Here is a 25,794-nt window from a genome sequence, read left to right as displayed (position 1 = left end):
GTCACCGCCCGTTCGGAGCCGACGCACGTCGAGTGGTCGTTCGAGTCCGAATCGCCTCGGCCACTTCGTCAACCGCAGTGCGGATCATGACCCCGTAACCGTCGTTGCCGAGTGCATCCAGACATTCTCGTGCCGCGTCGATCTCCTGCTGTGCCGCGTCGAACGAACCGAGCCGCCGATAATTGTCGGCCAGATTCAAATGCAGCGACGGATAGAAACCGCGCACGTCGAGATTTTCGTCGTGCCGACGCAGCCGCTCATCGGTCAGGCTGTCCGCCGCGTCCAGCGCACGGACATCCCAGCACAGTGATTGTGCCGCGTCGTCATACAGATCAGCGAGGTAATGCGCCAGTGTGCATCGATGCAGCGGATCGCCCTGCGGGCCGATTGTCGCCCATATCTCGAGCAGTGCATTCCGCGCGGCCTCCGGCGAACCTGCCCGCCCGAGCTCGATTGCGTCCGTGATGGCAGCCATCACTTCCTGCGCCGATTGTGTTGTACCAGTGGCATTCATGCGTCGTTCTCCTTCGAATTCATAATGGCAGTGGGCATTACGAGCGTCGTGAGATCACCGTCGGTCGCTGACCGAACGACAACAGGTGCGTCGGCCGAGGCGATATCGAGCATGATTTCCGGACCGATCGCGCTCACCAACGCGGGCCGTAATGTCGTGGGGGAGAAGGCAAGTTCGGTGCGAGGTCCAGTAATGGTTGCCGCAATGCACGCAGACCCGTCACGGCTCAGCAAAAGCCCCGACTCGTCGGCGAGAAAGACAATCGGCGCGGCACCGCGATCCTCGAGCGCGGCGAGCAATGCATCACGCGCCACGACGACCCGTGTCCGAACCGGAGCCAACCCCGCCAACATCGCCCGATAGTCCGGATACGCCTCATCGATGACTCCGCACCGGCGCTCGGTGCCACCACCGGCCAGAATCAGGGCATCGTCCGCAGACCACACGGACACCTCATCCAATCCCCGCAGCCAGGAACCGATTCCGCCGAGCTCGCCGGCATCGACGACCACCGACCAGGCCGCACCACTCGGCCGCACCGGCACCATCGCCCGAGTCGACAGCCGATACCGATCGGTAGCCGTCACCGTGACCGAATCAGCACTCGACTCCACCAAAACGCCTGCCAGTATCGGCATTTCGCGATCGAGAGCCGCTGCCGACCGGACCTGTTCAATGGCCGCGGCCAGCGCCGCCGCGGACAATACCGCACCGGCCCGGATCTCCTCCTTGATCATCCGGGTAACGACCGCGGCCGCCCGCGCACGCTCGGCGAGCTCGGCCACATGCGCATCGAGCAACCGCTCCGCCCGCGCACCGTCGCCATCCACAATCTCCGCAACGGCCTCCAACGGCACCCCAATTCCCCGCAGCCGCCGAATCATCACCCCGCGATCGACCTGCGCCTCGCTGTAATACCGATATCCGGTCGCCCCATCCACCCGAACCGGAACCAGCAGCCCGCAATCGTCATAGAACCGCAGCGCACTGGCCGTAAGCCCACAGGCCCGCGCCAGCGCGCCGATCGTGATCAACCCGTCGTCCGCCACCGGCCCATCATGGAGTCTCAGGTAACCCGAAGGTCAAACGGTGGGCTGCGATCAGGACCGGTGTACGGGTCCGTGCGCCTCGGCGCAGTGCGCGTCATCGGCGGAGAGCTCGAGATCCGAGGAATGGTCCACCTGCAAAGTCGTGTGTTCCAATGCGAATTCGTCGTGCAGCACCGTCTCGATCGTCGAGCGAACCGCATGGCAGTCGGCCTTATCGTCGACGAGGACGTGCGCCGACAGCGACGGCTGTCCGGAGGTGATCTGCCAGACGTGCAGGTCGTGCACCTCCGTCACCTGCGCAATCGCGACGATCCGCGCACCGATGGCGTCCGGATTCAGATGCGCGGGCGCGGCCTCGAGGAAGATCCGCCCCGATTCCCGAACCAATGACCAGCCCGCCTTGATCATCAACGCCGCGACGACCAGTGCCGCGATCGCATCGGCACGGGCGAATCCGGCCAGCCACACCACCGCGCCCGCGATGGCGGTCCCGATGAAGGCATAGAGGTCATTGAGGATGTGCTGGAACGCGCCCTCGACATTCAGGCTGGTCCGGTTGGCGCGGCTGATGCTCCACGCCGCGGCGATATTGACGACGATCCCGACCAACGCCGTGATCAGCACCAATGGTCCTGCGACATTCGGCGGATGGATCAGCCGACTGATGCCCTCGTACACGAACCACGCCGCGAGCAGCAGCAGGGTGATCCCATTGGCCTGCGCCGAAAGGATCTCGACCCGCTTGAACCCATAGGTGTACCGCCCTTGTGCCGGGCGCCGAGCCAACCGGATCGCGATCATCGCGAGCACGATCGATGCGGCATCGGTGAGCATGTGCGCGGCATCGGAGATCAGCGCGAGTGACTGCGCCAGCAGGCCGACGATCACCTCGGCCGCCATGAACGTGACGATCAGGCCGAGCGCGATGGCCAGCCAGCGCGGATCCGAATCGGCCGAGACGCCGTGGTCGTGGCTGTGTCCGTGTTTGTCGGCATGGCCGGAGTGTGCATGGTCGGAGTCATGCGGGTGGTCATGATCCATGCGCTCAGCCTCGCTGACCACCGCTGCTGACCGCTTCGGCGACACGCACTGTTCGCCCATAGTCGAACGCCCCTTCCGCTTCGGATCGCTACCGTCCCGACAGACTAGCCTACCTTGCACTCATGCGCATGTATGAATATGGATCACCCGCGAACACCGCGAGCAACAGTGTCGAATTCGTGATCATGCGAACCGACCGGCCCGACTACTATGCGGACTGCACCTCTGGCGTGATCAACAACCACGGTATCCGGGCGGTGCGGGCCGGCCCGGATTGTCGGGTCGGTCCGATCGGTGAGTGTGCGCCAGCGAGCGAACCATGGACAGAGCCGCCGCTGCGCGCCGCGGAGCCGAGCGCAGCGAGACGGAGTTAGCGCAGAGGGGTTTCGATGGACAGGCCAGGGTGGGCACCCGAGGGCGTGGATATGCAGCAGGCGAGCCCGGCACGGATGTATGACGCCCTGCTGGGCGGCTCGCACAACTTCGAGATCGATCGCAAAGCCGCCGAGGCGGGCAAGCGACTGGTCCCCGACCTGCCGCGCCTCGCGCTGAGCAACCGAGCCTTCCTGCGCCGCACCGTTCGATTCCTGGTCGATCAGGGAGTACGCCAATTCCTCGATATCGGCTCGGGCATTCCGACCGCTGGCAATGTGCACGAGGTCGCGCAGGCCCTGGATCCGGATATCCGTGTGCTGTATGCCGATATCGATCCGATCGCCGTCGCGCACGCCCGAGCGATCCTGCAGGACAACGACAAGGCCGCCGCCGTCGAGGCGGATCTGCGTGAGCCCGAGGAACTGCTCGCCCGCGTTCGCGAGACCGGCCTCATCGACTTCGAGCAACCGGTCGGGGTCCTCTTGGTCGCGGTACTGCATCTGCTCTCCGATGAGGACCGTCCGGTCGAGAAGGTTTCCGCCCTGCGTGCGGCCGTTCCCGCCGGAAGCTATCTCGCGATCTCGCATCTGACCTCGGAAATGCGTCCCGAGGACGCGGACAAGCTCGGCCACAATGCGGCCAATGTGACCCGCGTCGGCATCCACTTCCGCTCGAAGGACGCCATTGCCGCGATGTTCCAGGGATGGGAGCTGATCGAACCCGGCGTCGTCGAGCTACCCGCTTGGCGGCCGGAATCCGAGCGTGACCACCATGAGACGCCGGGCCGCTCGCTCGGCCTCGCCGGTGTCGGCCTGAAGGTCTGACCGGAGCGGTGGCAGGGGGTTCGAGTGGGGACGCGTGAACTGGCGGTGCGATGGGCGGATGCGCTCGATGGCGCCGTGGCTCCGACTCTCACCCGCACCCAAATCGAAAGTCTGCTAGCGGATCTGGCCGATGTGCTGGTCGCGGCGGTGCGCGGGACGCGGGCGGTCGAGGTCGCCCATGACGCCGCGGCCGTCCTCGTCGCGGCGAACTATCGTGACTCGATGGCCGTCAGCCGGTCGGTGCTGGTCATCTGCCGGGAGATGGTGCGGGAAATCTGCCCCGCCGGAACCGAATCCGAGTACGGGGCAGTGCGCGAGCGTGCGATAGTTGTCGCTGCCGAGTTCGCCGCGGGTTTCACCTCCGCGCTGCGGAACGCGGCATTAGGGGAGCAGGAAACCACACTCGCAGCGGCACTTTCGGCCGCGCAGGAGGCCGAGGTGCGAAGGCAGTTGTCGGAGGCCAGGTTCGAAGCGGTCTTTGCGGGAGCGTCGGTTGGTATCGGGACGGTGGACGTCACCGGCCGAGTACTGGAGGTGAACGCGGCCATGGCCGATATGCTCGGCCTACCCGCGGCGATGATGCCGGGCCGAACGGTCGCCGAACTGCTCGGCCCCGCGAATATCGGTGACGCATATGCCAATTTGGAGCATCTACTCAGCGGTCGGACCGACCGCTTCCGCGTCGAAACCGACCATCTCCGCCGCGACGGCACCATCACCAGTATCGACCTGTCCATGTCCGCGGTCCGTGACAACTATGGGCGGGTCCGGTTCCTGATCGGCGTCGCCGTCGATGTCACCGAACGCAAACAGCTCGCCGATCGGCTGTGGCACGACGCCAATCACGACAGCCTGACCGGCCTGCCCAATCGTGTGCTGTTCTTCGACCGACTGGCGAGTGCCGTTCCGCCAGTGGGTGTTTGCTACCTGGACCTCGACGGTTTCAAGGAGGTCAACGATGTGTGGGGGCATACGGTGGGCGACCGGGTGCTCCGCGACGTCGCCCAGCGACTGCGTGGATCCGTCGAACCCGTCGGTGGGTTGGTCGCGCGAATCGGCGGCGACGAGTTCATCGTCCTCGTCGAAAAATGCACGGGCGCAGAACAATTGGCCACCATTTCCCGGCTGCTGCTCGGTGCGCTCGCTACCCCGATACAGGTGGCCGGGCGGCCGGTGCTCGTAGGTGCCAGCATCGGAACGGTTTTCGCTGAAGAACGACCCACCGATATCGACGAGATGATGCATGCCGTCGACACCGCGATGTACCGCAACAAAGCCGCGGGAGGACGTCGCCTGCGGCACGAATCGCGCTAGCCGCCAACGGAAGGTCACGATGTTCTCGCTATCGCTCGGCGCGGATGGGGCCGAACTGCGCCCGCTCGAGCCGCGGCACGCCGCGGAGCTCTTGGACCATATGGACCGAGAGCGGGAGTCCATCGGGCGATACATCAAAGTTCCGGACGCGGTGACGGACCTCGAGTCGAGCCGTAGCTACCTGCGGGGAGAAGGCGGCGGCCGATACCGGGCGGCCAAGGGGTCCGTCTAGGAAATGCGGTTCGCCAGGGTGCTGGTCCCGGCCTGCGCCACCACCGTCCCGTGCTCGCTGACCAGCCACTGTCCGCATATGCAGCGCAGGTAGCTGGTGGCGCCGTGCGAGGACACGAGAGTCGGGTCGGACCAGGAACAAGACGGGCAGGTGGCGCTCATGCGTCCAGCCTGATGTAATGACCTAGTGCATTTCAACCCTTACGGAGGTGCGGCGGCCGAACTCGCCGCACGCCTGGTGAACGCGGACCCGCGGCAAGACCTGCTGCGGTTGCTCGCCGAATCCGGATACAAGCCGCTCGGGACCCTTGATGCCCGGCAGACCGCCGCGCTGCGCCGCTGGATCGCCAGGCTCGCCGAGGCCTTCACCGAACCGAGCGTCGAGCGGCTCAATGCTCTGCTGGCCGAGACGACCAGCCAGCCCTATATATCGACGCACGACGGCCGCGCGCCGCACCTGCACTACGCCCGCGAGGATGCGCCCATCGATGAGCGCGTCAAGGCGTACACCGCCGCCGGGCTCGCGGAGCTTTTCTGCGAGGATCCCGGCCGCATCGGACGCTGTGCGCGAGCCGGCTGCGATCTGGTCTTCGTCGATACCTCGCGCAATGGCCGACGTCGCTTCTGCTCGACGCGTTGTTCGAACCGGGTGCATGTCGCCGAACACCGAGTCCGCCGATCCGATGGAGATGGGCGCGGGATCAGCGCGCGAGCGTGACCGGCAGGGTGACCAATCCGTGTGCCCGCCAGGAGGATCGGTACTCGAGTTCGGACTCCGGAATGGCCAGTCGAACGTGGGGGTATCGAACGAACAGTTCCGGAATCACCGCGTCGACAATCAGATCGGTGACCTGAGCGCCGAGGCAGTAGTGCGGTCCGCGGCCGAACATCAGGCTCGGTCGGCCGTCGCGCGCCGGGTCCGAATCCGCGCCGAACAGTGAGAGCAGAACGGTGTCACCCGTGGGGATCGTGCGGTCGCCGATCGTCAAGCTTTCGACCGCGAATCGCCGGATCGCGAACGGTAGGGGATTGGCGGCTTCGATTATCTCGCGACGGCGGCCCGACCAGTCACCGAGCGGATCCTTCGACGTGAGCAGTGCTGCAAATATGTTGCCGCACAGGTGAACCGCATTCTCCAACCCCGCCAGCATCATCAGAAAGGCCAGTGCGACCAGCTCATCCTCGGACAGCGGGTCGGCGTCATCGCGGGCACGTACCCACCCGCTGATCAGATCATCGCCCGGTTCGTCGCGCTTGGACCGCACCACGTTTGTGAATGTCTCCGCCAGCCACGTGACGGCTTCCACCAGCCGCATTGCCGACCCATTCAACGAGGCGTCGAATGTCACCATCGCCGTGGCGGCATCGCGCAACTCGCCATGTCGATCAGCGGGTATGCCGAGCAGTTCGCCGATCGCGAGTGCGGGCACGGGGACACAGATCGCTTCGAGCAGATCGACTGTGTCGCTGGCATTTTCGTCCAGCGTCCGAAACGTAGCCGCGCTGATTCCGGTGACCGCGTTCCGAAGCGACTCGGCTGACCTGCGCGAGAACGCAGGCGCTGCAAGCCGCCGTATCCTCGAGTGCTCGGCCCCATCCATATTCAGCAGGTTTCGATCCAATGCGGGCGGCAACGAGAACCCCGAATACCCACCCCCGGAATGCCGTTTGTCCACACTCAGCCGCGCATCGGCCAGCAGCGCGGACACCTCGTCATACCCGCTGACCACCCAAACCTGTTGCCCACCAGGCATTTCGGCGCTGCGTACCGACCCGCGCCACCCCGCATGTTCACGCCACCGCGATCGCCCCGCCGTCCCGATCGGACACCTATCCACCAGCGCTCCTCACTGCCGCCCGCATCGAGGATATTGCGCCGGATGACGTGGCCGTGTTCGACCTACCTCGGGCTCCGGCTACGTCGCCCGATTCGCCGTCGAAACCGCCTACCTCGACCGCCACGACGTCCACCCGGCGGGTGGTCGCGACATTCTCGAATACTGGATCCCCGCTGAGAATCTCGCCGAGTTCAACACTCACATAGTCGGCAAAATCGAAGTGGTCCACTGCTCCCCGCCCGACGCCCCGGTCCCGGCTGGGTCGGTATAGACCCACCGTGACTCGGGGCGTCCAGCTTCGGCTTCAACTCACGAGGCGGAAATGATCCCGCCATAGATCGACCAGCTCCGCCCCTTGGACTTGCAGCTGAAACTGCCGTGAAATCCCTGCTCACACCGCGCCCCGGCATACTCGATATACGACCCCCACGTACCCGCTCCGGTCTTGACGTCCGCAAGATCTGGATTGCCACCCGCCAAGGTATGCCGTCCGACAGTGAACGTCGGATGCGCAGGCAGCCACGCCTGATCGATCACAATGTCCCGCGCGGGCAAGGTGAATGGCAGAAAGCTGTACTGAACCAGCACCTGACTCGCGAAATCACACCCCACAGTGCCATCCCCAGCGATCGAGCAGTTCGTGGACCCGGACGAGAAGAACACCGCATCCCCATCATCCGCCTGCGCCGCCCCCGCAAATAGCACCGGCACCAACCCCGCCACCGCCAACACGCCAACAACTCGTTTCATGATGTGCCGCATGCAATCTCCTCGATGATGTCGATAGTGCAGAACCGAACCGACTTGTCTGTCGACCCCACCCAACTATTCGTTTCAACTCACCCCACAGACGGGGCCACTCAACCTGTGCGCTGCTGCGTGCCAACCCCGCAGGTGCGATGAATCGGCCTGCGCCGTCGCTGGGCCTCATCAAACCCTACGTCGACGCGGTCACCATTGCGCCGGGGACGCCGTGGACGCCGAATCAGACGGCGAAGGCGGAGTTTGCGAGCGCACCGACTCTCTTCGGCGATGAAATGGCCATCCTCGAACCGATGCCATTCCGGCTGACTTACCACTACCACTGCACCGACGGCGGTTGCCGCGGACATCAACAACAGTGTCTGGACTGGGAGTTCGGGCAGGCAGGGCGGGAATGGCTGCGGCGGTACGGTATTGGAGCGTGGTATCCGCGCCTGGCGCCGACCTCGAACCCTGACCAGCTCACACTGATGTGACCACGATCTAGATGTGGTGGACGGATATCCGATTCTGGGATGCACGCAACGCGTCGACGATCATGTCGCGATGACAAGTGCTGTGGTCCCGTTCGAAACAGAGAAGAGCAACGGTTCCGTCGTGGATCAGTTGACGGACGGTGTCCAACGCTCGCTCCGCATCAGCGCTGCCGAGAACCTCGGCGAAGCGATTTCGACCGGCTGCGGTCCCGGCCCGGAACGGAGCCCGGTTGTCCCGCGGATTGCCCAGCTCTTTCAGATGCACGTAGCCGATACCCGCATCGGCAAGCGCTGCCGCCAGTTTCGACTTCGACAGACCGGGCTTGCGGGAGATCGGCGTCAGCCGAACATCCACCACCGTACGTACCCGCTCAGCTAGCAGCATCGTGATCAACTCGTCCGCGCACCGACCCTCGTATCCGATGCTGACCAGCCGATTCGCGGTATCGCCCGGTGCGTACGCCATTGCCGTCACGCGCACATCCTTGCATGATCCCCCGCGGCATCGCGAGAACTCGACGGGACTACGAATCCCTGTCCAGTCGCGCGACTTCGTACGCGCTCGGGGTCCCGTCGGAGCCGCATCGATCAATTCCATGCTCGCGCAGAACTTCGGGTTTTCGGAGCGGCGGGTTGCGCGGAGAGTCGATATGCGACGGCGTCAACGGTGTGCGCGAGCCGACTATAGCCCTGGCTAGGACGGAGGGCGCTGCTCGGCAGGGGTGTCGGGTCCTGCTCTGGAGTAGCTGTCCGGGCCCGCGGTCCTGGCGTGGATCTGGGCTCGAGTGAGGCCGCCGATCGCGTCGTGGCCGGATTGTTATGGCAAACAACAAATATCTTTGCGAAACCGTTGTGCGCCAGGTCACAGTGGAATATGTTGCATCAAACAACATTCGCTGCCCGGATCGTTCGGGTGGTGGTTCGACGAAAGGCTCGCCCTCATGCGTAAGGGGATCCTCGGCATCGCGGCCGTATCGGTTGCGCTTCTCACCTCGCTCACTGCCTGCGGGGACAACAACAAGGACGCTGGTGGTGGCGGGGGCGCCAAGATCGGCGTGATCCTGCCGGACAGCAAAAGCTCCGCGCGGTGGGAGGCGGCGGATCGCAAGTATCTGCAGGCAGCGTTCGACGCGGCGGGGATCAAGGCGGATATCCAGAACGCGCAGGGGGATAAGAACGCCTTTCAGACCATCGCGGACCAGATGATCACCAGCGGGGCCACGGTGCTGATGATCACCAACCTCGACAGTGGGACCGGCAAAGCCGTGATCCAGAAGGCGAAGTCGCAGGGCGTGAGCGTAATCGATTACGACAGACTGACTCTCGGCGGCGGGGCGCCGTTCTATGTGTCGTTCGACAATGTGAAGGTCGGCAAGCTGATGGGGGACGGGCTGGCCAAGTGCCTCACCGATAAGAAGGCGGTCAACCCGGTCGTCGCCTACCTCAACGGCGGACCGACCGATAACAACGCGACGCTGTTCAAGAACGGTTACGACAGTGCCCTGAAGCCGAAGTTCGATTCGGGTGAATACGTGAAGGGCCCGGACCAGGCGGTGCCGGAGTGGGATAACACCACGGCGGGCACCATCTTCGAGCAGATGCTCACCGGCACACCGAATCTCGGTGGCGTGGTCGCGGCCAACGACGGTCTCGGCAATGCCGCGATCGCGGTGCTGAAGAAGCAGAAGCTGAACGGCCAGGTGCCGGTGACCGGCCAGGACGCCACCGTCCAGGGCCTGCAGAACGTGCTCGCGGGTGATCAGTGCATGACCGTCTACAAGGCCATCAAGTTGGAGGCCGATGCGGGCGCGAAGCTGGCGATCGCGCTGGCCAAGGGGGAGAAGGGCGAGGCGAACAGCACCGTCGACGATCCGGAGGCGAAGGCGAAAGTGCCCGCGGTGCTGCTGGAACCGAAGGCGATCTACAAGGAGAACGTCAACGACGTGGTGGCCGACGGCTATGTCACGAAGGCCGAGCTGTGCACCGGCGAGTTCGCCAAGCTGTGCGCGGATAACGGGGTTCGCTGATAGCCCGGTCGTTCCCGCGGACGCGACGGTGCGCGGGAACGACCGACATTTTCATGGTCAACGGGGCGGGTGCCCTTCCGCGGTTGGTATGAGGGGATCGCGGAAGGGCCGCCCCACACGTCAGGAGCGGTACCTATGCCCGATACACCGGTCATCGAATTACGGGGGATAGAAAAGAGTTTCGGCCCGGTGCACGTCCTGCACGATGTCGCGTTCTCCGCGTACTCGGGTGAGGTGACGGCACTGGTCGGCGATAACGGCGCCGGCAAGTCGACCCTCGTCAAATGCATCGGCGGCACCCATCCCATCGATGCGGGGGAGTTCCTATTCGAGGGCACGCCGGTGCACGTGCACAGCCCGAGGGACGCGGCCGATCTCGGCATCGAGATCGTCTATCAGGACCTCGCGCTCTGCGACAACCTCGACATCGTGCAGAACATGTTCCTCGGCCGCGAGAAGAAGCACGGCATCGTGCTCGACGAATACGGCATGGAGGAGCTGGCCGGAAAGACCCTGGCGGGTCTGTCGGTTCGCACCGTGAAGTCGGTGCGTCAGCAGGTATCGAGCCTGTCGGGCGGACAGCGGCAGACGGTCGCGATCGCGAAAGCCGTGCTGTGGAACAGCAAGGTGGTGATCCTCGACGAGCCCACGGCCGCACTCGGTGTCGCGCAGACCCAGCAGGTGCTCGAGCTGGTGCGCACGCTGGCCGACAAAGGCCTTGCGGTGGTGTTGATCTCGCACAATATGAACGACGTCTTCGCGGTGTCCGATCGGGTCGCCGCGCTCTATCTCGGCCGGATGGCCGCCCAGGTGCGAACTTCCGACGTGACGCACGCGCAGGTCGTCGAACTGATCACCGCTGGCCGCAGTGGAAGTCTCGGTCTCGGAAGTGGAGTGAAGTCATGAGCGAGCGAACAATGGGCACAGCCGCGGTGGTTACGGATAAGTTCGAGGCCACATCCTCGCCGGTGACCGAGCTGGTCAACTCCTATGTCGGGCGGGTGCGCAGCGGCAATATGGGTGCGCTGCCCTCGATTATCGCGCTGGCGCTGCTGACGGTGGTCTTCTGGATCGCGCGGCCGGTCTTCATGACGCAGGGCAATTTCGCGAATCTGCTCACCCAGGGCGCGGCCATCGCGGTGATCGCCATGGGGCTGATCTTCGTGCTGCTGCTCGGTGAGATCGATCTGTCGGCCGGATTCACCAGTGGTGTGTGTGCGGCGGTGCTCGCGGTATTGCTCACCGATAAGGGATGGCCCTGGTACGCGGCGGTTCTCGTCGCGTTGCTCACCGGCGTCGTGATCGGGCTGACCATCGGGACGATCGTGGTGAAGATCGGAATCCCATCGTTCGTGGTGACATTGGCGGCGTTCCTGGCATTGCAGGGCATCGCACTCAAGATCATGGACAATGGGCGCAATATCTCGATTCGCGATGAGACGATCGTCGCGATCGCGAACAAGAATGTGCCGCCATTGCTCGGCTGGGTCATGTACGCGGTACTGCTGGCGGGATTCGCGGCCATCCAATACCGAAAACTGCGGGCGCGCACCAAACTCGGGCTCACCGGCGAGACGGCCGCCGTCATCGCGCTGCGGATCGCGGCGGTCGCCATTGTCGCGGGCGCGGCAGTGCTGATCCTCAATGACGAGCGCAGCCGCAATCCGGCGATCAACTCGCTCAAAGGTATGCCGATCGTGGTGCCGTTGATCGTGGCGCTGCTGCTGGTGTGGACGTTCGTGCTCAACCGGACCTCGTTCGGCAGACATATCTACGCGGTCGGCGGCAGTACCGAAGCGGCTCGGCGCGCAGGCATTCCGGTCGATCGGATCAAGATCAGCGCCTTCGTGCTGTGTTCGACAATGGCCGCGGTGGGCGGGTTGATCGCGGCCTCGCGCGCCAACTCCGTCGACCCGAATACCGGCGGCAGCGATGTGTTGCTGACCGCTGTCGGAGCCGCGGTGATCGGCGGCACCAGCCTGTTCGGCGGGCGCGGTCGGATGCTGGACGCGGTGCTGGGTGCGGCGGTGGTCGCGGTGATCAATAACGGGATGGGCCTGATGGGCTATAGCGCGGGCACCAAATTCGTTGTGACAGGATTCGTGCTGCTGTTGGCAGCCGGAGTGGACGCGCTGTCGCGCAAACGTGCGTTGCCAGGAAGTTGACCGACTGACTATTTCGAGCGACCTGCAAGCAGTCGCTAGCGACCGGGAGGAGGTTCGCCCGAATGAGAGCTGCGCCTTCCCCGGACGAGATCCGGCGGCAGAACCTCGCCGTGCTGCTGCGCCATGTCCACCTGAGCGGTCCGGTGTCGCGGGCGGTGCTCGCCGAGCGAATGGGGCTCAATCGCAGCACCATTCTGGCGTTGACCGCCGACCTCGCCGCGGCCGGTCTGGTGAGCGAGGAACTGCCGGGGCAGACGGGCAAGGCGGGGCGGCCATCGTTGGTGGTGCGCCCCGAATCGGACCGGGTCTATGGGTTGGCGCTGGACGTCGGCGCGGACCGGCTGGCGGTCGCGCGGGTCGGGCTGGGGGGAGTGATTCTCGCGCGGCGGGAGACGCCACGTCCCAGTGGCACATTCGATCCCCATGACGTGATCACCGCCTTGGCCACCATTGCGGAAAACATGATTCGCGAGGCTGGACCCGAGACCGTGTGCGTCGGTGTGGGAGTCGCGTTCTGCGGCATGGTGCGCGAGGAGGACGGCGTCGTCCGATACGGTCCGAATATCGGCTGGGTCGATGTGCCGGTCGGGGCGCGACTGTCCGAACGCCTCGGTCTGCGCGTCGCCGTCGGCAACAATGCCAATCTCGGCGCGCTCGCCGAACGTGAACGTGGCGTCGGCGTCGGTGTCGCGGACATGATCTACCTGCACGGCGAGGTCGGCATCGGCGGCGGAATCATTATGGGCGGCAAGCTGCTCGGCGGTGAGGGCGGCTACGGCGGCGAGGTCGGGCATATGATCGTCAATCCGGGCGGGCGGGCCTGCACCTGTGGGTCGTACGGCTGTCTGGAGGCCGAGGCGGGTGAACTCGCGTTGATCGCCGCCGCCGGGCGGACCGATCTGACCGGCCGTGCGGCCGTCGAGGCGATCGTGGAGGCCGCGGCCCGCGGAGATGCCACGGCCCGCGACGCGTTGCACCGGATCGGCGATTGGCTCGGCTATGGCGTCGCCAATCTGGTCAATATCTTCAACCCGACCATGGTCGTCTTCGGCGGTGTGCTGCGCGAGATCTACCTCGCTTCCGCGGCCCAGGTCCGCAGCAGGCTGGCGGTGAACGGGTTGCTCGCCGTCCGCGAGCGGGTGCGCCTGCGCACCTCGGCTCTCGCCGACGACGCTCCACTGGTCGGGGCCGCCGAATTGGCCTTCGCGGATGTCCTGACCGATCCCTTGCAGACCCTGGCCCGCATCACCGGCGGCTGACCGAGCAACGCGCCGATTCGGTCTATTGCTGACAGTGGTTCGGGTCACTTGGCAGTATCGGGGGATGACCGACCACATCGCCGCGTTCCGTCGCGAGCGCGACGCCGTTCTGGACTTCTGTGCCCAGCTCACGCCAGCGGAATGGCCGGCGCCGAGCCGAGCCGCGGGCTGGCGGGTGCGCGATGTGATCGCGCATCTCGGGTCGGAGTGCCACCAGAACTTCGGCCCGGACGTGGTCAAGGTGATGCGCTCCCGGAATATCGAGCGGCTCAACGACGATTTCGTTGCCCGACGCGCCGACTGGGAGATCGATCGGGTGGTCGGGGAATTCGCGACCTGGAGTTCGCGGATGGCCCTCGCGGCCCGCGCGACCCAGCCGTGGCCGCTCGGATCGATCCGCATCCCGATCGGCGAACTCGGTTCCTACCCGCTGCGTTTGCTGCCGTCGATTCTGACCTTCGACTTCCACACGCACCTGCGCCACGACATCGCGCCCGCACTCGATAAGGAGATCCCCGCCACCGACGGGGACCGCATGCGTTCGATACTGGAGTGGATGTTGGCGCTATTGGCCAACTTCGGTGCGAGCGACCGGATCTGGCTCGACCGCCCGATCGGGTTGACGCTGACCGGAACCGGCGGCGGCACCTGGCGACTCGAACCGATCGGACGCGGACGGCTGCGCGTGCTGGCCGGTTCCGATGACCGGACGGCGGCGGAAATAGTCAGTGCTGCAACGGATTTCCCGTCCTGGGCGACAACCAGGACGCCTTGGCGATCCCACGGTGTGGCCATCACCGGTGACGCGGAACTCGCCGGACGTTTCCTCGACTCGATCAACTTGGTCTGAACTCGCCTCGCACCGGGTATCGGGATCAGGTCGGGCAGAGCCGTCGCCATCTGATCTTGTTCGAGCGTCGCTTGTCGGTGCCAGAACGGTCGCTTGGGTGGTTTACCTGCGGAGATATCCGTGGCATGCTGTCGCGGTCCGAGCTCGGGGGTTGTGGTTCGAACTCATTGGGGGTGCTGCGTGGAGAGACATCCGTCGGGGCTTTCGTATGCGCCGAGGACGGAGCCGCCGCTGTTGCCGTACCGGCCGGGTACGCCTGCGGAACCCGACCATCCGCCGCGTGCCGCACCGTGCCGCACGCCGATCCCGCGGCATGATCAGACCGGCCGGTCCGGCCCGCCGGGACTGCGCCGCGCGCTCAGCGGCGGACATTGTGCGTTACCGGCGGCGGTCGAAATCGATTCGACGGCACGGCAATTCGCTGAACGAGCGCTGCGGCTGGCGCTCGAGATCCTGGACCACCGACGGCCGGTCGCCCAGCTCACCGGCATGGCCACCCCCGCGGTGGTCGCCGCCGTGCGGACCCTGGTCCGAGCCGACCTGGCGCCCGGCCGCACGCTCGGCGCCGCGGTGCTGTTCCGGGCGAGCCTGATGATGGTCGACGCCTCGACCGCCGAGGTCTTCGCTGCCTACGACCGCGGCCGCCGACACTTCGCCATTGCCGCCCGCGTCGCGCACACCCGATCGACCGGCTGGCGGCTGACCGTCTTCCGGGTGCGGTGAGCCGATGGCCGGCGCGGGGTTCGGTGCCGAACTACGCTGGCTCGATGATCGGCACCCGATACAGCTATGACAAAGTGGCCGACCGCTATGCCGACGAACTCGGGGACGAGTTGCGGCACAAGCCGTTGGACCGGGGGCTGTTGGATGTCTTCGCCGAACTCGCAGGCGTAGGGGTTGTCGCCGATATCGGTTGCGGTCCAGCGCATATCGCCGCGGCCCTCGCGGCGCGGGGTGTGCGGGCGATCGGGATGGATCTCTCGCCCGCGATGTGCGCGGCGGCGCGGCGAACCACCTCGGTACCGGTCTGTGCGGCAGATATGACCGCGCTGCCGGTGCGGTCGCAATCGCTGGCGGGGTTGGTCTGCCTGTATGCGGTCATCCACCTGGACGAGTCCCAGCGCGCCGCGGCCTACGCGGAGTTCGCTCGGGTGCTGCGCCCGGGTGGCCACGCGCTCATCGCATTTCATACCAGCGATGCGGATGTGCCGGTCGGCGGCGCCAAGACGCTCGCCGACTGGTGGGGCCATGAGGTCGATCTCACCTTCCGCTACCTCGACCCGTCCGCGGAATCCGAGGCGCTGGTCGCGGTCGGTCTGGTTCCCGCAGCGCGCCTGGACCGGGCGCCGCATCCGGACACCGAACATCCGAGTCAGCGCAGCTACCTGCTCGTCCAGCGGAATTGACGCTAAGGTCGAATCGCATTCAGGCGGAAAGGTGCGGATCGTGCTGCGGGCATTGCTCTTCGATGTACAGGGGACGGCGACGGATTTCCATTCGACGGTCCGTGCGGAAGCGCGCCGGATCGGCGGCGAGCGATACCGGGATATCGATTGGGCCGGTTTCGTCGATCATTGGCGTGCCGAGTACTTCGCCGCGCTCCACAAGGCGGAGCCCGACCGGGACAACTGGGTCACTGTGCATTCGGTCTATGCCACGGCACTGGACGGCCTCCTGGGTGATTACGACATCGACCTGTCACCCGAGGAACGCGCCGATCTCACCCTCGCTTGGCAGCGCCTCGAACCGTGGCCCGATGTTGTCACCGGATTGGCCAGGCTCGCAAGCAAATTCACGATCGCGACATTGTCGAATGCGGATGTCGCCGCCGTGGTGAATATTTCGAAGCGGGCCGCGCTGCCGTGGGATGCGGTATTCACCGCGGAGATGGCGGGCGCGTTCAAGCCCGACCCCAAGGTATATCGCATGGCCGCGCGGTTTCTGGGGCTGGCACCAGCCGAGATCATGATGGTCGCCAGCCACAAGTACGACATTCGGGCCGCGGGCGCACTTGGCTTCCGGACCGCCTTCGTCGCCCGACCGCTCGAATTCGGCGCCGATGGCGATGTGGACGTCTCCTACGACGACGACTTCGACATCAACGCCAGCGACTTCCTCGATCTCGCCGACCAGCTCGGCTGCTGACCCGCCTACGCGGTTCGGGTGGCACGCAGCACGTGTGGCGGAACGGTGGAAGACGGTTGTGGGGGAATGCCCAGGTACCCAGCGATAAGTTTCGGCGCTTCGTTGTCGTCGACCTGGTCGAATCCCGTCTCCCGCAGAAGATCTTCGATCTCCTCGGCGGTGAAGAAGCTGAGCCACGGCTCGCCGACGGCGGCCACCCGCTCGGCCCGTGCCGCGCGCAGTACCGCATCCTCGGACGTGGAGGCCGAAGCGGGGTAGAGATAGTCGAATACCACCTGCACCGGCGTCGCCTGGCCCGCGACGAAACGCAGAGTGTCCAGGATCGTCTCCCGGGTCAGATACATGACGACGCCGAGCCAGATGAACACGGCCGGTCGATTGCGGTCGAAGTCGGCGGCAGCCAATCCCGCTGCGAGCGTTTGGCTTTCGAAGTCGACAGGGGCGAAGGTCAGCGATGCCGGGATCTCGATGCCCGCCGTCGCCAGCCGCTCTCGCTTCCATGCCTGGGTATCGGGATGGTCGACCTCGAATACCCGCACGTGCGGGTGCGGATTGCGATAGGCGAAGGTATCCAGCCCGGCCCCGAGGATCACCACCTGCCGGGTGCCCGCCGCCACGGCGTCGGCAATGGTCTCCTCGGCGAAGCGGGCGCGGGCGGCCAGGAACATCCTGCGTCGGCGGCGCATCGCGCCATCGGTGTTGTCCTCCGCCATGGTCGCGGCATCGAGGTCGGCCAGTTGGTCGGGGGTGACATCCGCGATGCGGAGGGCCAGTGGATCGGTGAAGATTCGCGGCTCGCTCGCGATCTGGTGGTAGGCGCGAGCGTAGGCGGTGGCGAGTGCGGTGCGACTGGGTTGACCGAGCTGCATAGGCCGAACCTACGGCTGCTCTGGGGTGCCGCGCTATGACTCGAGTCTCGATGATGCCGTGCTATGAGCTATGTCTCAGTGATGATCAGCGAAGTCGCGATGGGGGCCAGCACCTCGACCAACTGGGTGATCGGCGGGCGCGGGTCCGCGAGAATCCACTCGTGCGCGACACCGTTGATCGCGCCGATGAGTGCGCTTGCCGCCCAGGTGATTCCGCCGCGGACGCGGATATCCGGACCCGCGATCGTGATGAGCAGGGCCTCGATGGCCGCCGCCCAGGCATGTCGACGCTCGCGACGATGGTGTTCCATGCGTTCGCTGACACCGACCACCTCGACGAAGGCGACCTTGGCCCGGTACGGGTCGGAGTTGATGGAACCGATGAACGCGGTCAACACCGCGGTGAGCCCGTCCGCGATATCGGTGCCCGGCCGCAGTGCCGCGACGGCCTGTCCGACGACGGCCGCGGACTGGTCCTGAATGTAGTCGTAGGACGCGATGAGGACGTCCTCCCTGGTCTGGAACTCCTCGTAGAACTGTCGTTTGGACAGTCCGGCCACGGTGCACACATCGGCCAGCGAGCAGTTCGCATAGCCGCGCTCGGCGAAGGTCCGGATGGCGGCGTCCAGGAACCGCTGCCGGCGCTCGGCCTTCCGCTCGCTGACTGCGCGGCCGCCGTACTGCCTATCCACGATGGTCACCGCACCACGGTAGCCGAGCGGGTACCCGGCCTGCCCGGCCCGATGCGCCGCCGCCATGGCGGATTCGGCGGCGGTTCGGTCAGCCCATGGTGATGGCTCCGCCCAGCGCATCCTGGGCGCTGTAGAAGAACAAGAAGATGTAATACAAAACCGTCGAGACCGGTTCGTTCCGATCTTGCATATTCCTCGGCGCTTCCCTGCAAGCTGTCCGGCACCAACTGGCCGGTTCGGTGTTGATCGAAAAAGCTACGGCATAGGACGCCGCACGGCACGGCGAGTCGTGAAATCGCCGGATTTCCGGCCCGTGATCGGGGCCGCAGCACGGGCTTGTTGCGACCCGTATCACGTTTGTGCGATAGTCCCACCTATGTGAGACGGGGTGGTCTCACAGTAGCGAAGGGGCTGAAAGTTGATCAATCCGTTGGCGGGTCGCGCCCGGCGAATCATGTTCTCGGCCGGGATCACGGCCATCGCACTGCTCGCGACGACCGCGGTCACGGTTGCCGAACCATCGGAAGATCCGGTCGCGGTGCAACCCGCGGCACCGGTTCCGCTGCCGCCCGAATTGGATCCGGGTTTCTACCAGCCGCCCGCGGAGTTGGTGGCGAGCAAGGCGCCGGGCGAGATCATCGCGGCGCGGCAGGTGAATCTCGCCAATTTCGGGCTGATTCCGGTGAATGTCGATGCCTGGCAGGTCTCCTATCGCTCGAATAACAGTCGGGACGAGCCGATCGCGGCCGTCGCGACGGTGGCGAAGCCGCGCGGCTCCGCCCCGGACAAGCTCGTCTCCATGCAGATCGCCGAGGACTCGCTGGCCGGATACTGCGCGCCCTCCTATGCGCTGCAACAGTTTTCGGTCAGTCCGTTCGTCGGACAGGTCGTCGCGCCCGCGGAGTGGATCATCGCCCAGGGCGCGGTGCAGCAGGGCTGGGCGATCGTCATTCCCGATCATCAGGGACCGAACAACGCCTACGCGGCCGGACCGCTGGCCGGGCGGATCACCCTCGACGGCATCCGCGCGGCGCGCAACCTCGAGCAGATGCGGCTCGCGCCGGATACCCGCATCGGTATCTACGGGTACTCCGGAGGCGCCATTGCCACCGGTCACGCGGCCGAGCTGAAGCAGAGCTACGCACCAGAACTCAATATCGTCGGCGCGGCCGAGGGTGGTGTGCCCGCCGATCTGGGCGTGACGCTGAATGTCGCCAACAACCAGCTCACCTCCGGGCTGGTGCTGGCCGCCGTCAACGGACTCACCCGCGAGTATCCGGATTTCGCCCGATTCATTGATGCCAATATCGATCTGCTCGGCCGGACGCTGTCGACCATCCAGGGCGGGCTGTGCGTGCAGTATGTGACGCCGCTACTGCCATTCCTGAACCTCGAGGGCATGATTCGGGTGCCGGGCGATCCGATCCAGCACCCGGCGGTTGTGGATGTGCTCGACAAGACCCGCATGGGCAAATCGGTACCCGATATGCCGATGTACATCTGGCAGGGCAATCCGGATGAGATCATTCCGGTCGGCCAGGTCAATACCCTGGTCGATACCTACTGCCAAAACCCGTCCGCGAGTGTGCAATACATCCGGGAACACTTCGCCGAGCACGCGGTCACCGAGGTCTCGGGTACCGCACCCGCCCTGCTCTGGCTGCGCGACCGGCTCAATGGTGTTCCGGCGCAACAGGGTTGCAGCACTACCGATGTCGGCTGGTTGGCCCTGGACCCGGATGGCCTGGAGTTGTTGAAGTCCGCCTTCGGCGAGACCTTCGCCTCGTTCTTCGGTAAGCCGATCGGCGTCAAGTGAGCTGCCTCCGGTCCGGATCGGCCGATCCGGACCGGAGGTCATCGCGCCGCTATTCCATTGTGTTCGCGCGGGCGTTCGACGCTGAAGTACGTCTTATCGGAGGGGAGTCGCCAGTCCGATCCACGGCGCACAACAGATTTCGACCCGCATCAGCGATCGGTAACGGTGAACATTTCTTCGGCGCGCCGGGTGTCCATGTACTCGCGCACGCGGTGGATCAGGCCGTCGCGGAGTTCGAAGATGAAGCAGTAGTCATTGTCGTAGTGATTGCCGTTCATCAGTGTCGCCCGCATCCGCTCTTCGACGACGACGGTCGTGCCCTCGGCGGTGATGGCGGTGAATTCGACGCTTCGGTCGGCCACGAATACGGTCGGAAACTCGGTCGCGAGGAAGCGCACGATGCGATCCCTGCCGACGAGATGGTGGGTGCCGTCGAGGGCGCGGGAGGTGGCATTGCGCGGTGGTGCGAGCCATTCGGCGTCCGGGGTGAATACCTCGGCAATGCGGGCCGGATCCTGTGTCGCGAAGGTGCGCCAGGCTCGGATGATCAGATCTTTGCTCGTCGATGCGTCCATTCGGCCAATCCTGGGTGGGTCGCGGTCGCCGATCCCGCCATATTCGGACCGACCTGTGTCCGGATATGTCTGGTCACTGTCGATCGCCGCGCGCAGACTCGGGTAATGGGATCGTTCGAGGGCGTCATCACGACCGGCATCTATTGCTTGCCGCCCTGCCCAGGACGTCCGCGATCGCAAAATGTCGTCACGTTCACCTCGGCGGCGGCAGCCGAGGCGGCGGGCTTCCGGGCCTGCCATCGCTGTCGCCCGTATCGGGGTGATCGACGGATCGCCAATGGAGCCGAGTTGGTCTGCCGCGCTGTCGATCTCATTGCCGCGGGAGCGCTGGACGACGGCAGTGAGGCCGAACTCGCCGCGCGGCTGGCGGTTTCGCACCGTCATCTGCGCCGAATGTTCCATGAGCAGGTCGGTGCGACACCGGATCAGCTGGCCCGTTCGCGGCGTGCGCATTTCGCCCGACGGCTACTCGACGATACCGATCTGTCGGTCACCGATATCGCCTTCGCCGCCGGATTCGGGAGTCTGCGCCAGTTCAACCGCGTGATGGTCACGACGTTCCGGGCAACCCCCGTCGAGTTGCGCAAACGGCGGCGGCGCGCGGATCGTCTCATCGCGGACGGCGGTCTCGCCCTTCGAGTCCCGTTGATCGAGGGCACCGATATCGATCGGCGGTTGGCGCAGTTGGCTCGCAATGCGATCGGCGGCATCGAGAGCGCCACGTCCGCCCACTATCGGCGAACGGTCACGCTGGACGGTGATCCGGGCGTGATCGAAATCAGCACGAACACATCGGATGCCGCCCGGCTCGTCGTGCACCTACCGCGTATCGAAGGGCTGATCCACCTGGTGGCCCAGGTGCAGCGGCTGCTCGCGGGCGATCCGTGGGATCCATTCGAGGCCGCTGTGCGTGGCCTCATGGCGGACCGAGCCGAGCTCCTGCAAGATCTTGTCACCACCTACGGCACGCCGCTTACCGGTCTCGGGGAGTTCGGCCTGGCCTATCTGTTCCCCACGCCGACAGCCTTCGCCGCCGCGGATCTGGTTGACACCGGTTTCGATGTCGTTGATGCACAAGCCATCCGGTGAAAGCCCAGCGACGCGTTCTCTTGCCCTCCACTTCCCCGGCTATATGACGGGTCAGTGTCGCCAGCAGCCCGCGAGGCCGCATACACATATCTCCTGCCGTCGCCCCCACCCCCGGGGATCGGTCGAGCGCAGTCGAATGGTGGTCGTCCGGGCCTGGGCGACCACCATTCGACTACGCTCGGCGAGTAGTCGGAGGGGGTGGCGCAGCAATTTGGCTGGAGGGGGTGCTAGCCGACGGAATCGGTCTGGCACGGGATCGGTCGTGCGGTGGAGGGGTCGAGCGCGTTCAGGATGAGTGCGGCGGTGGTGGGGGAGAAGACGGTGCCGTTGTGTCCCGCTTTGCTACTGGGACAGATGTTTTGGAGCTCGTAGTTGTCGACACCGGGCTCCGGAATCGTGGCCAGGTTCTGACCGAAGGCTGCGATCGGGTCGAACCGGCTGCTGATCGTCGTATAGGCGACATCGGGCACGGTGATCGGTCCCGAGTTCAGCTCCTTCAGGAAGGCCGAACCGGCCAGTAGATCCTTCACCGCGGGGGGTACCGGGAGTTCGTCGCGCACGCTCGCGGCGTTCCGAGGACTTCGGCGCAATCTCATGCGTGTGGTCCTTCGAGCTGAATGGTGGTGGTCAGGCGGATATCGGCGACCGATCGACCGGTCAGCAGGTCATAGGAGGTGGTGGGCAGCACCCAGTTTTCGGTTGTCTCGTCCCAGGATTCGGCGGCGCGGCGGGGAATGGGGATCGCCGCCTCGACCGTCGCGCCGGACTCGGCTTCGACGGCCGCGAAGGCGGCCAATCGCCGGTCCGGCTGGCGGGCGTGGGCGATATAGGTCTGGATCGTCTCGCGGCCAGGACGATCACCGGTATTGCGCACCCGAACGGTCAGCGTGCCGAGAATGCTGCCGGTCGCGGGGGTGAAGGTGGCGGCCTCGTACTCCCAGGTGGTGTAGCCGAGCCCATGTCCGAACCAGAACGGAGGTGCGGTCGAATGCCGTTGCCAGGCACGGTATCCGATGTAGATGCCCTCCTCATAGGCGAGAACACCTTTGGTGGGCGTGACATTCAGAACCGGCGAATCATCCTGCTGCGCGGGCCAAGTGGTGGGCAGTCGCCCGCTGGGTTCGGCCCGGCCCACCAGCACGTCGGCCAGTGCCGCACCGCCCTCCTGCCCCGGAAACCAGGTGAGCAGAATCGCCGCGGCGTCCTGGGCCCACGGCATCTGTACGGGGGAGCCGGTATTCACCACCACGACGGTGCGCGGGTTGGCCGTGATGACGCGTGTGACGAGCTCATCCTGTCGGCCGGGCAACGAAAGCGATGTGCGGTCGAAGCTTTCGCTCTCGACCTCCGCAGTGGTGGCGACGACCACCACGGCGATATCGGCCGCCGCCGCCGCGGCGACCGCCTCCTCGATGAGCGCATCCGGATCGATATTCGGTTCCTGATGGCCGAGCGCGAACTTCTCGAAGGCAATGGGCATATCGGGCAGCATCGTCACCGTGTGCCGCAGAATCACCGAAACCGGCTGTGCCGCATCGAGTTCCACCTCGATCCGCACTTCGGGCGGCGCGAGGAAGGCGGCCACCGGATCACCGTCGGGGACGATGGCCTCATCGAAATAGGTCTTATCGCCGACCGTGAGCTGGAACGGCCCGACGCCAGCGATGGCCAAAGTATGTGTTCCGGTCACCCGCGGTGTGAATGTGCCGGTGACGACGACACGGTGGAGTTCACCGACCGCGATCCCGTCCGGGAATTCGCCGATCCATTCGATGCTGCCCTCCGGCAGCGGATGCTCGCCGAGTGGGTTTCCATCCGCGCCGAACAGGTTGACCCGCAGGTCGAAACCCGCCTTGGCGGGCGGAATCTTGATTCGGGGATCCGCGCCGACGGCATAGACCACCTCGGTCTGCTCATCGAGCAACGCCCGCAACCCCTCGAGCGGGGAAACCGTGTGAGGCGGGAAGACCTGGGCACTGCCTCCGCCGAGCGCCCTGGCCTGGTCGGCGGCCTGGCCGATCACGGCGATACGCCGGACCCGTCCGAGCGGCAGTACATCGTTCTCGTTGCGCAGCAGCACGATCGAGCGTTGGGCGATCGCGTGCGCCAGCGCTTCGCCATCGATCGGTGCGGGGAGCGCGTCTGCTGCGACCACCGGCGGCGCGTCGGCCAGCACCCCGACCCGGGCGGCCAGTCGAAGCATATGCCGGGTCATCCGCTCGACCGTCTCCGCCGGAACCCGACCTGCGCGAACAGCTTCCGCCAGTGTCGAGCCGAAGACGCTCCGCGGCCCGGGCATCGCGATATCGAGCCCACCGCTGGCCGCGCCGACGGTATCGCGTGCCGCCGTCCAATCCGAGACGATGGCCCCGTCGAATCCCCAACGCGCACGCAGGATGTCGTTCTGTAGTGCGCCGTGCTCGGTCATCGTGGTGCCATTGACGCTGTTGTATGCCGCCATCAACGCCCACGGCCCGGCCTGTTCGACCACGGCCTGGAACGGCGCGAGATACAGCTCGTGCAATGCCCGCTGCGATACCCGCACGTCGACGGTGAATCGGTCGGTCTCGGAGTCATTGGCCACGAAATGCTTCGGCGTCGCCGCGACGCCGCCCTCCTGCACTCCGGTGACATAGGCCGCGCCGACCGTCCCGGTCAGTAGCGGATCCTCGGAATAGCACTCGAAGTGCCTGCCGCCCAACGGGCTTCGGTGCAGATTGAGCGTCGGCGCGAGCAGCATGTGCACGCCCTTGCGCCGTGCCTCTTGCGCGAGCAACTGTCCGGCCCGCCGTGCCAGGGCGGGATCCCAGGTGGCGGCCAGCGCCGTCGGGCTCGGCAGGGCGATCGAGGGATCCTCCGGACTCCAGTGCACGCCGCGCACGCCGATCGGACCGTCGGACATCACCAGCGAGTCGAGCCCGATTTCGGGAATCGCGGACAGGGTCCACATGTCCTGTCCGGCGAGCAGGCGGCAACGGGCATCCAGATCCAGTGCGGCCAACGCCTTTTCGACCGCTGCCTCGCGTTCGGCCTCGTGATTCGCCATGGTTGCGGCTCCTTTGTTCGTCCGACGCGCAGGCCACCACCTCGAAGTATGATCGATTTACCTAATAGCCAGTAGGTAATGTTATCTATACGTTATTAATCTGCGGGATCGGAGACCGGTCGGATCAATCGCAGAAACTTGCGCAGCAGGGCGGGCATATCGACCTCATCCGGCGATAGCAACCACTGCTGCTGCAATCCATCGAGGACCGCTATCAGCAGCGTCGCGGCGTCTTGATGGGAGACGCCGCGCGGTGGCTCGCCGCCGAGGTCGCGCTCGAGCATGGCGGTCAGCATCGTCCGGGCCTGTGCGTACCGATCGACGAAGTAGTCGCGCGCGGGATGATCCTGGGTGACGCTCTCGGCCGCGAGCACGGTGAACGACTGCACGATGCCGGGTCGCTCGGCATTGCGTTCGACCAGCTCGGCAAGGAAGTCGAGGGTGGTGGCACTGCCCTGGGCGGTGGCCGGCAGGACATCGAGGTCGTTCTGATCGCGCAGTGCGAGCACATTCGCCAGCAGGGTCTGCTTATTGGGGAAGTAGTGCAGCACGCCCTGCTGGCTGAGGCCGACCCGTTCCGCGACGATCGCGATGGTCGCGCCCTGGTAGCCACGTTCGGCGAACACCTCGAGGGCCGCCTCCAGGATCGCTCGGCGTCGATCCTCGTGACCGGCCCGGCCCGGTGGTCGTCCCTCGGCCCGCCTCATGCGGTGTGCTCTTCTGCTGCGTCCATTGTTCGGAGCGTAACGAACCGCCATTGACAGCTGCGGGTTCAGCGCGTCTACTATCTATCAGCGCTAGATCTAGCATCGATAGATATCAGAGCAATGATAGAAA

General features: G+C 65.5%; 28 protein-coding genes. 15 read left to right on the top strand and 13 right to left on the bottom strand.

The window, feature by feature from the left end; translation table 11 throughout:
- Position 1: 1 nt before the first annotated feature.
- The 3 genes from ACQP2D_RS36765 to ACQP2D_RS36755 are packed head-to-tail and all read right to left on the bottom strand — an operon-like array spanning position 2 to position 2,604.
- Positions 2 to 514, bottom strand: coding sequence for a hypothetical protein (locus tag ACQP2D_RS36765; protein WP_433680525.1), 513 nt, complete (start codon positions 512 to 514; stop codon positions 2 to 4).
- Entirely contained in the window at positions 511 to 1,563 is a 1,053-nt protein-coding gene (locus tag ACQP2D_RS36760; protein WP_433680524.1) for a MerR family transcriptional regulator, read from the bottom strand. The genes ACQP2D_RS36765 and ACQP2D_RS36760 overlap by 4 nt, the downstream gene beginning before the upstream one ends.
- A 51-nt stretch (positions 1,564 to 1,614) precedes the next feature.
- Positions 1,615 to 2,604 carry a cation diffusion facilitator family transporter gene (locus tag ACQP2D_RS36755; protein WP_433680523.1) on the bottom strand — a complete coding sequence of 330 codons (990 nt, stop codon included), beginning with the start codon at positions 2,602 to 2,604 and terminating at the stop codon, positions 1,615 to 1,617.
- Positions 2,605 to 2,993: 389 nt separating this feature from the next.
- Here ACQP2D_RS36755 and ACQP2D_RS36750 point away from each other — a divergent pair, with 389 nt between their 5' ends.
- The 3 genes from ACQP2D_RS36750 to ACQP2D_RS36740 are packed head-to-tail and all read left to right on the top strand — an operon-like array spanning position 2,994 to position 5,349.
- Positions 2,994 to 3,803: an SAM-dependent methyltransferase gene (locus ACQP2D_RS36750; RefSeq protein ID WP_433680522.1), complete on the top strand. Its 810-nt coding sequence runs from the start codon at positions 2,994 to 2,996 to the stop codon at positions 3,801 to 3,803.
- Positions 3,804 to 3,827: 24 nt separating this feature from the next.
- Entirely contained in the window at positions 3,828 to 5,117 is a 1,290-nt protein-coding gene (locus tag ACQP2D_RS36745; protein WP_433680521.1) for a diguanylate cyclase domain-containing protein, read from the top strand.
- Positions 5,118 to 5,136: 19 nt separating this feature from the next.
- Positions 5,137 to 5,349 carry a hypothetical protein gene (locus ACQP2D_RS36740; RefSeq protein WP_433680520.1) on the top strand — a complete coding sequence of 71 codons (213 nt, stop codon included), beginning with the start codon at positions 5,137 to 5,139 and terminating at the stop codon, positions 5,347 to 5,349.
- Here ACQP2D_RS36740 and ACQP2D_RS36735 read toward each other — a convergent pair.
- Entirely contained in the window at positions 5,346 to 5,510 is a 165-nt protein-coding gene (locus tag ACQP2D_RS36735) for a hypothetical protein (RefSeq protein ID WP_433680519.1), read from the bottom strand. The two genes, ACQP2D_RS36740 and ACQP2D_RS36735, sit on opposite strands and share 4 nt — an antisense overlap.
- A gap of 25 nt (positions 5,511 to 5,535) precedes the next feature.
- Between ACQP2D_RS36735 and ACQP2D_RS36730 the strand changes: the two genes are divergently transcribed.
- Positions 5,536 to 6,066 carry a CGNR zinc finger domain-containing protein gene (locus ACQP2D_RS36730; protein WP_433680518.1) on the top strand — a complete coding sequence of 177 codons (531 nt, stop codon included), beginning with the start codon at positions 5,536 to 5,538 and terminating at the stop codon, positions 6,064 to 6,066.
- Here the strand turns inward: ACQP2D_RS36730 and ACQP2D_RS36725 are convergent.
- A complete protein-coding gene (locus tag ACQP2D_RS36725) occupies positions 6,050 to 7,102 on the bottom strand; it encodes a cytochrome P450 (RefSeq protein ID WP_433680517.1) in 1,053 nt (350 codons plus the stop codon). The two genes, ACQP2D_RS36730 and ACQP2D_RS36725, sit on opposite strands and share 17 nt — an antisense overlap.
- A gap of 393 nt (positions 7,103 to 7,495) precedes the next feature.
- Positions 7,496 to 7,948 carry a hypothetical protein gene (locus ACQP2D_RS36720; RefSeq protein ID WP_433680516.1) on the bottom strand — a complete coding sequence of 151 codons (453 nt, stop codon included), beginning with the start codon at positions 7,946 to 7,948 and terminating at the stop codon, positions 7,496 to 7,498.
- A 137-nt stretch (positions 7,949 to 8,085) separates the two neighbouring features.
- Here ACQP2D_RS36720 and ACQP2D_RS36715 point away from each other — a divergent pair, with 137 nt between their 5' ends.
- Positions 8,086 to 8,424: a hypothetical protein gene (locus tag ACQP2D_RS36715; protein WP_433680515.1), complete on the top strand. Its 339-nt coding sequence runs from the start codon at positions 8,086 to 8,088 to the stop codon at positions 8,422 to 8,424.
- A 7-nt stretch (positions 8,425 to 8,431) separates the two neighbouring features.
- Here the strand turns inward: ACQP2D_RS36715 and ACQP2D_RS36710 are convergent, their stop codons facing one another.
- Positions 8,432 to 8,890, bottom strand: a complete 459-nt coding sequence (locus ACQP2D_RS36710) for a DUF488 domain-containing protein (protein WP_433685873.1) — start codon at positions 8,888 to 8,890, stop codon at positions 8,432 to 8,434.
- Positions 8,891 to 9,365: 475 nt separating this feature from the next.
- Here ACQP2D_RS36710 and ACQP2D_RS36705 point away from each other — a divergent pair, with 475 nt between their 5' ends.
- The 8 genes from ACQP2D_RS36705 (at position 9,366) to ACQP2D_RS36670 (ending at position 16,870) form a co-directional block, all read left to right on the top strand.
- Positions 9,366 to 10,451 (top strand): sugar ABC transporter substrate-binding protein, encoded by a 1,086-nt coding sequence (locus ACQP2D_RS36705; RefSeq protein ID WP_433680514.1) that lies wholly within the window; start codon positions 9,366 to 9,368, stop codon positions 10,449 to 10,451.
- Positions 10,452 to 10,586: 135 nt separating this feature from the next.
- Positions 10,587 to 11,357, top strand: coding sequence for an ATP-binding cassette domain-containing protein (locus tag ACQP2D_RS36700; protein WP_433680513.1), 771 nt, complete (start codon positions 10,587 to 10,589; stop codon positions 11,355 to 11,357).
- Positions 11,354 to 12,616, top strand: a complete 1,263-nt coding sequence (locus tag ACQP2D_RS36695; protein WP_433680512.1) for a sugar ABC transporter permease — start codon at positions 11,354 to 11,356, stop codon at positions 12,614 to 12,616. The genes ACQP2D_RS36700 and ACQP2D_RS36695 overlap by 4 nt, the downstream gene beginning before the upstream one ends.
- Positions 12,617 to 12,678: 62 nt before the next feature.
- Positions 12,679 to 13,875, top strand: coding sequence for an ROK family protein (locus ACQP2D_RS36690; protein WP_433680511.1), 1,197 nt, complete (start codon positions 12,679 to 12,681; stop codon positions 13,873 to 13,875).
- A 64-nt stretch (positions 13,876 to 13,939) separates the two neighbouring features.
- A complete protein-coding gene (locus ACQP2D_RS36685; RefSeq protein ID WP_433680510.1) occupies positions 13,940 to 14,725 on the top strand; it encodes a maleylpyruvate isomerase N-terminal domain-containing protein in 786 nt (261 codons plus the stop codon).
- Between the two features lie 180 nt (positions 14,726 to 14,905).
- Positions 14,906 to 15,448 carry an Rv3235 family protein gene (locus ACQP2D_RS36680; RefSeq protein ID WP_433680509.1) on the top strand — a complete coding sequence of 181 codons (543 nt, stop codon included), beginning with the start codon at positions 14,906 to 14,908 and terminating at the stop codon, positions 15,446 to 15,448.
- A 44-nt stretch (positions 15,449 to 15,492) separates the two neighbouring features.
- Positions 15,493 to 16,131 (top strand): class I SAM-dependent methyltransferase, encoded by a 639-nt coding sequence (locus tag ACQP2D_RS36675; protein WP_433680508.1) that lies wholly within the window; start codon positions 15,493 to 15,495, stop codon positions 16,129 to 16,131.
- A gap of 31 nt (positions 16,132 to 16,162) precedes the next feature.
- Positions 16,163 to 16,870 carry a haloacid dehalogenase type II gene (locus tag ACQP2D_RS36670; RefSeq protein WP_433680507.1) on the top strand — a complete coding sequence of 236 codons (708 nt, stop codon included), beginning with the start codon at positions 16,163 to 16,165 and terminating at the stop codon, positions 16,868 to 16,870.
- A gap of 5 nt (positions 16,871 to 16,875) precedes the next feature.
- On the opposite strand, the gene ACQP2D_RS36665 is transcribed toward ACQP2D_RS36670, so the two are convergent.
- Both ACQP2D_RS36665 and ACQP2D_RS36660 read right to left on the bottom strand, forming a co-directional pair.
- The gene (locus ACQP2D_RS36665; RefSeq protein ID WP_433680506.1) at positions 16,876 to 17,739 is read right to left on the bottom strand and encodes a class I SAM-dependent methyltransferase; all 864 of its coding nucleotides are present in this window, start codon (positions 17,737 to 17,739) and stop codon (positions 16,876 to 16,878) included.
- Positions 17,740 to 17,807: 68 nt separating this feature from the next.
- Positions 17,808 to 18,440: a TetR/AcrR family transcriptional regulator gene (locus ACQP2D_RS36660; RefSeq protein ID WP_433680505.1), complete on the bottom strand. Its 633-nt coding sequence runs from the start codon at positions 18,438 to 18,440 to the stop codon at positions 17,808 to 17,810.
- A 445-nt stretch (positions 18,441 to 18,885) separates the two neighbouring features.
- Here ACQP2D_RS36660 and ACQP2D_RS36655 point away from each other — a divergent pair, with 445 nt between their 5' ends.
- Complete coding sequence (locus ACQP2D_RS36655; protein WP_433685872.1) at positions 18,886 to 20,247, top strand: lipase family protein; 1,362 nt, start codon at positions 18,886 to 18,888, stop codon at positions 20,245 to 20,247.
- A gap of 149 nt (positions 20,248 to 20,396) precedes the next feature.
- Here ACQP2D_RS36655 and ACQP2D_RS36650 read toward each other — a convergent pair whose 3' ends face one another.
- A complete protein-coding gene (locus ACQP2D_RS36650) occupies positions 20,397 to 20,822 on the bottom strand; it encodes a nuclear transport factor 2 family protein (RefSeq protein ID WP_433680504.1) in 426 nt (141 codons plus the stop codon).
- A gap of 105 nt (positions 20,823 to 20,927) precedes the next feature.
- Between ACQP2D_RS36650 and ACQP2D_RS36645 the strand changes: the two genes are divergently transcribed.
- On the top strand, positions 20,928 to 21,911 hold the full coding sequence (locus ACQP2D_RS36645) for a helix-turn-helix domain-containing protein (RefSeq protein ID WP_433680503.1): 984 nt from the start codon (positions 20,928 to 20,930) through the stop codon (positions 21,909 to 21,911).
- A gap of 227 nt (positions 21,912 to 22,138) precedes the next feature.
- Here ACQP2D_RS36645 and ACQP2D_RS36640 read toward each other — a convergent pair whose 3' ends face one another.
- The 3 genes from ACQP2D_RS36640 to ACQP2D_RS36630 form a co-directional block, all read right to left on the bottom strand.
- Positions 22,139 to 22,507 (bottom strand): hypothetical protein, encoded by a 369-nt coding sequence (locus tag ACQP2D_RS36640; protein WP_433680502.1) that lies wholly within the window; start codon positions 22,505 to 22,507, stop codon positions 22,139 to 22,141.
- Positions 22,504 to 24,957, bottom strand: a complete 2,454-nt coding sequence (locus ACQP2D_RS36635; protein ID WP_433680501.1) for a beta-glucosidase family protein — start codon at positions 24,955 to 24,957, stop codon at positions 22,504 to 22,506. The genes ACQP2D_RS36640 and ACQP2D_RS36635 overlap by 4 nt, the downstream gene beginning before the upstream one ends.
- Positions 24,958 to 25,052: 95 nt before the next feature.
- On the bottom strand, positions 25,053 to 25,664 hold the full coding sequence (locus ACQP2D_RS36630; RefSeq protein WP_433680500.1) for a TetR/AcrR family transcriptional regulator: 612 nt from the start codon (positions 25,662 to 25,664) through the stop codon (positions 25,053 to 25,055).
- Between the last annotated feature and the right edge of the window lie 130 nt (positions 25,665 to 25,794).

The organism is Nocardia sp. CA-119907, from assembly GCF_050955995.1.
Taxonomy (GTDB): Bacteria; Actinomycetota; Actinomycetes; order Mycobacteriales; family Mycobacteriaceae; genus Nocardia.
The sequence above is the reverse complement of the archived record's forward strand: the minus strand, read 5'-3'. Positions and strand labels throughout refer to the sequence as shown.

Bases quoted from the DNA above. Each gene is read 5' to 3' on its own strand.
- ACQP2D_RS36765 (WP_433680525.1), bottom strand. From the start codon at position 514: ATGAATGCCACTGGTACAACACAATCGGCGCAGGAAGTGATGGCTGCC.
- ACQP2D_RS36755 (WP_433680523.1), bottom strand. From the start codon at position 2,604: ATGGATCATGACCACCCGCATGACTCCGACCATGCACACTCCGGCCAT.
- ACQP2D_RS36750 (WP_433680522.1), top strand. From the start codon at position 2,994: ATGGACAGGCCAGGGTGGGCACCCGAGGGCGTGGATATGCAGCAGGCG.
- ACQP2D_RS36740 (WP_433680520.1), top strand. From the start codon at position 5,137: ATGTTCTCGCTATCGCTCGGCGCGGATGGGGCCGAACTGCGCCCGCTC.
- ACQP2D_RS36735 (WP_433680519.1), bottom strand. From the start codon at position 5,510: ATGAGCGCCACCTGCCCGTCTTGTTCCTGGTCCGACCCGACTCTCGTG.
- ACQP2D_RS36725 (WP_433680517.1), bottom strand. From the start codon at position 7,102: ATGCCTGGTGGGCAACAGGTTTGGGTGGTCAGCGGGTATGACGAGGTG.
- ACQP2D_RS36720 (WP_433680516.1), bottom strand. From the start codon at position 7,948: ATGCGGCACATCATGAAACGAGTTGTTGGCGTGTTGGCGGTGGCGGGG.
- ACQP2D_RS36715 (WP_433680515.1), top strand. From the start codon at position 8,086: ATGAATCGGCCTGCGCCGTCGCTGGGCCTCATCAAACCCTACGTCGAC.
- ACQP2D_RS36710 (WP_433685873.1), bottom strand. From the start codon at position 8,890: ATGGCGTACGCACCGGGCGATACCGCGAATCGGCTGGTCAGCATCGGA.
- ACQP2D_RS36705 (WP_433680514.1), top strand. From the start codon at position 9,366: ATGCGTAAGGGGATCCTCGGCATCGCGGCCGTATCGGTTGCGCTTCTC.
- ACQP2D_RS36700 (WP_433680513.1), top strand. From the start codon at position 10,587: ATGCCCGATACACCGGTCATCGAATTACGGGGGATAGAAAAGAGTTTC.
- ACQP2D_RS36695 (WP_433680512.1), top strand. From the start codon at position 11,354: ATGAGCGAGCGAACAATGGGCACAGCCGCGGTGGTTACGGATAAGTTC.
- ACQP2D_RS36690 (WP_433680511.1), top strand. From the start codon at position 12,679: ATGAGAGCTGCGCCTTCCCCGGACGAGATCCGGCGGCAGAACCTCGCC.
- ACQP2D_RS36685 (WP_433680510.1), top strand. From the start codon at position 13,940: ATGACCGACCACATCGCCGCGTTCCGTCGCGAGCGCGACGCCGTTCTG.
- ACQP2D_RS36675 (WP_433680508.1), top strand. From the start codon at position 15,493: ATGATCGGCACCCGATACAGCTATGACAAAGTGGCCGACCGCTATGCC.
- ACQP2D_RS36665 (WP_433680506.1), bottom strand. From the start codon at position 17,739: ATGCAGCTCGGTCAACCCAGTCGCACCGCACTCGCCACCGCCTACGCT.
- ACQP2D_RS36655 (WP_433685872.1), top strand. From the start codon at position 18,886: ATGTTCTCGGCCGGGATCACGGCCATCGCACTGCTCGCGACGACCGCG.
- ACQP2D_RS36650 (WP_433680504.1), bottom strand. From the start codon at position 20,822: ATGGACGCATCGACGAGCAAAGATCTGATCATCCGAGCCTGGCGCACC.
- ACQP2D_RS36645 (WP_433680503.1), top strand. From the start codon at position 20,928: ATGGGATCGTTCGAGGGCGTCATCACGACCGGCATCTATTGCTTGCCG.
- ACQP2D_RS36640 (WP_433680502.1), bottom strand. From the start codon at position 22,507: ATGAGATTGCGCCGAAGTCCTCGGAACGCCGCGAGCGTGCGCGACGAA.
- ACQP2D_RS36635 (WP_433680501.1), bottom strand. From the start codon at position 24,957: ATGGCGAATCACGAGGCCGAACGCGAGGCAGCGGTCGAAAAGGCGTTG.
- ACQP2D_RS36630 (WP_433680500.1), bottom strand. From the start codon at position 25,664: ATGAGGCGGGCCGAGGGACGACCACCGGGCCGGGCCGGTCACGAGGAT.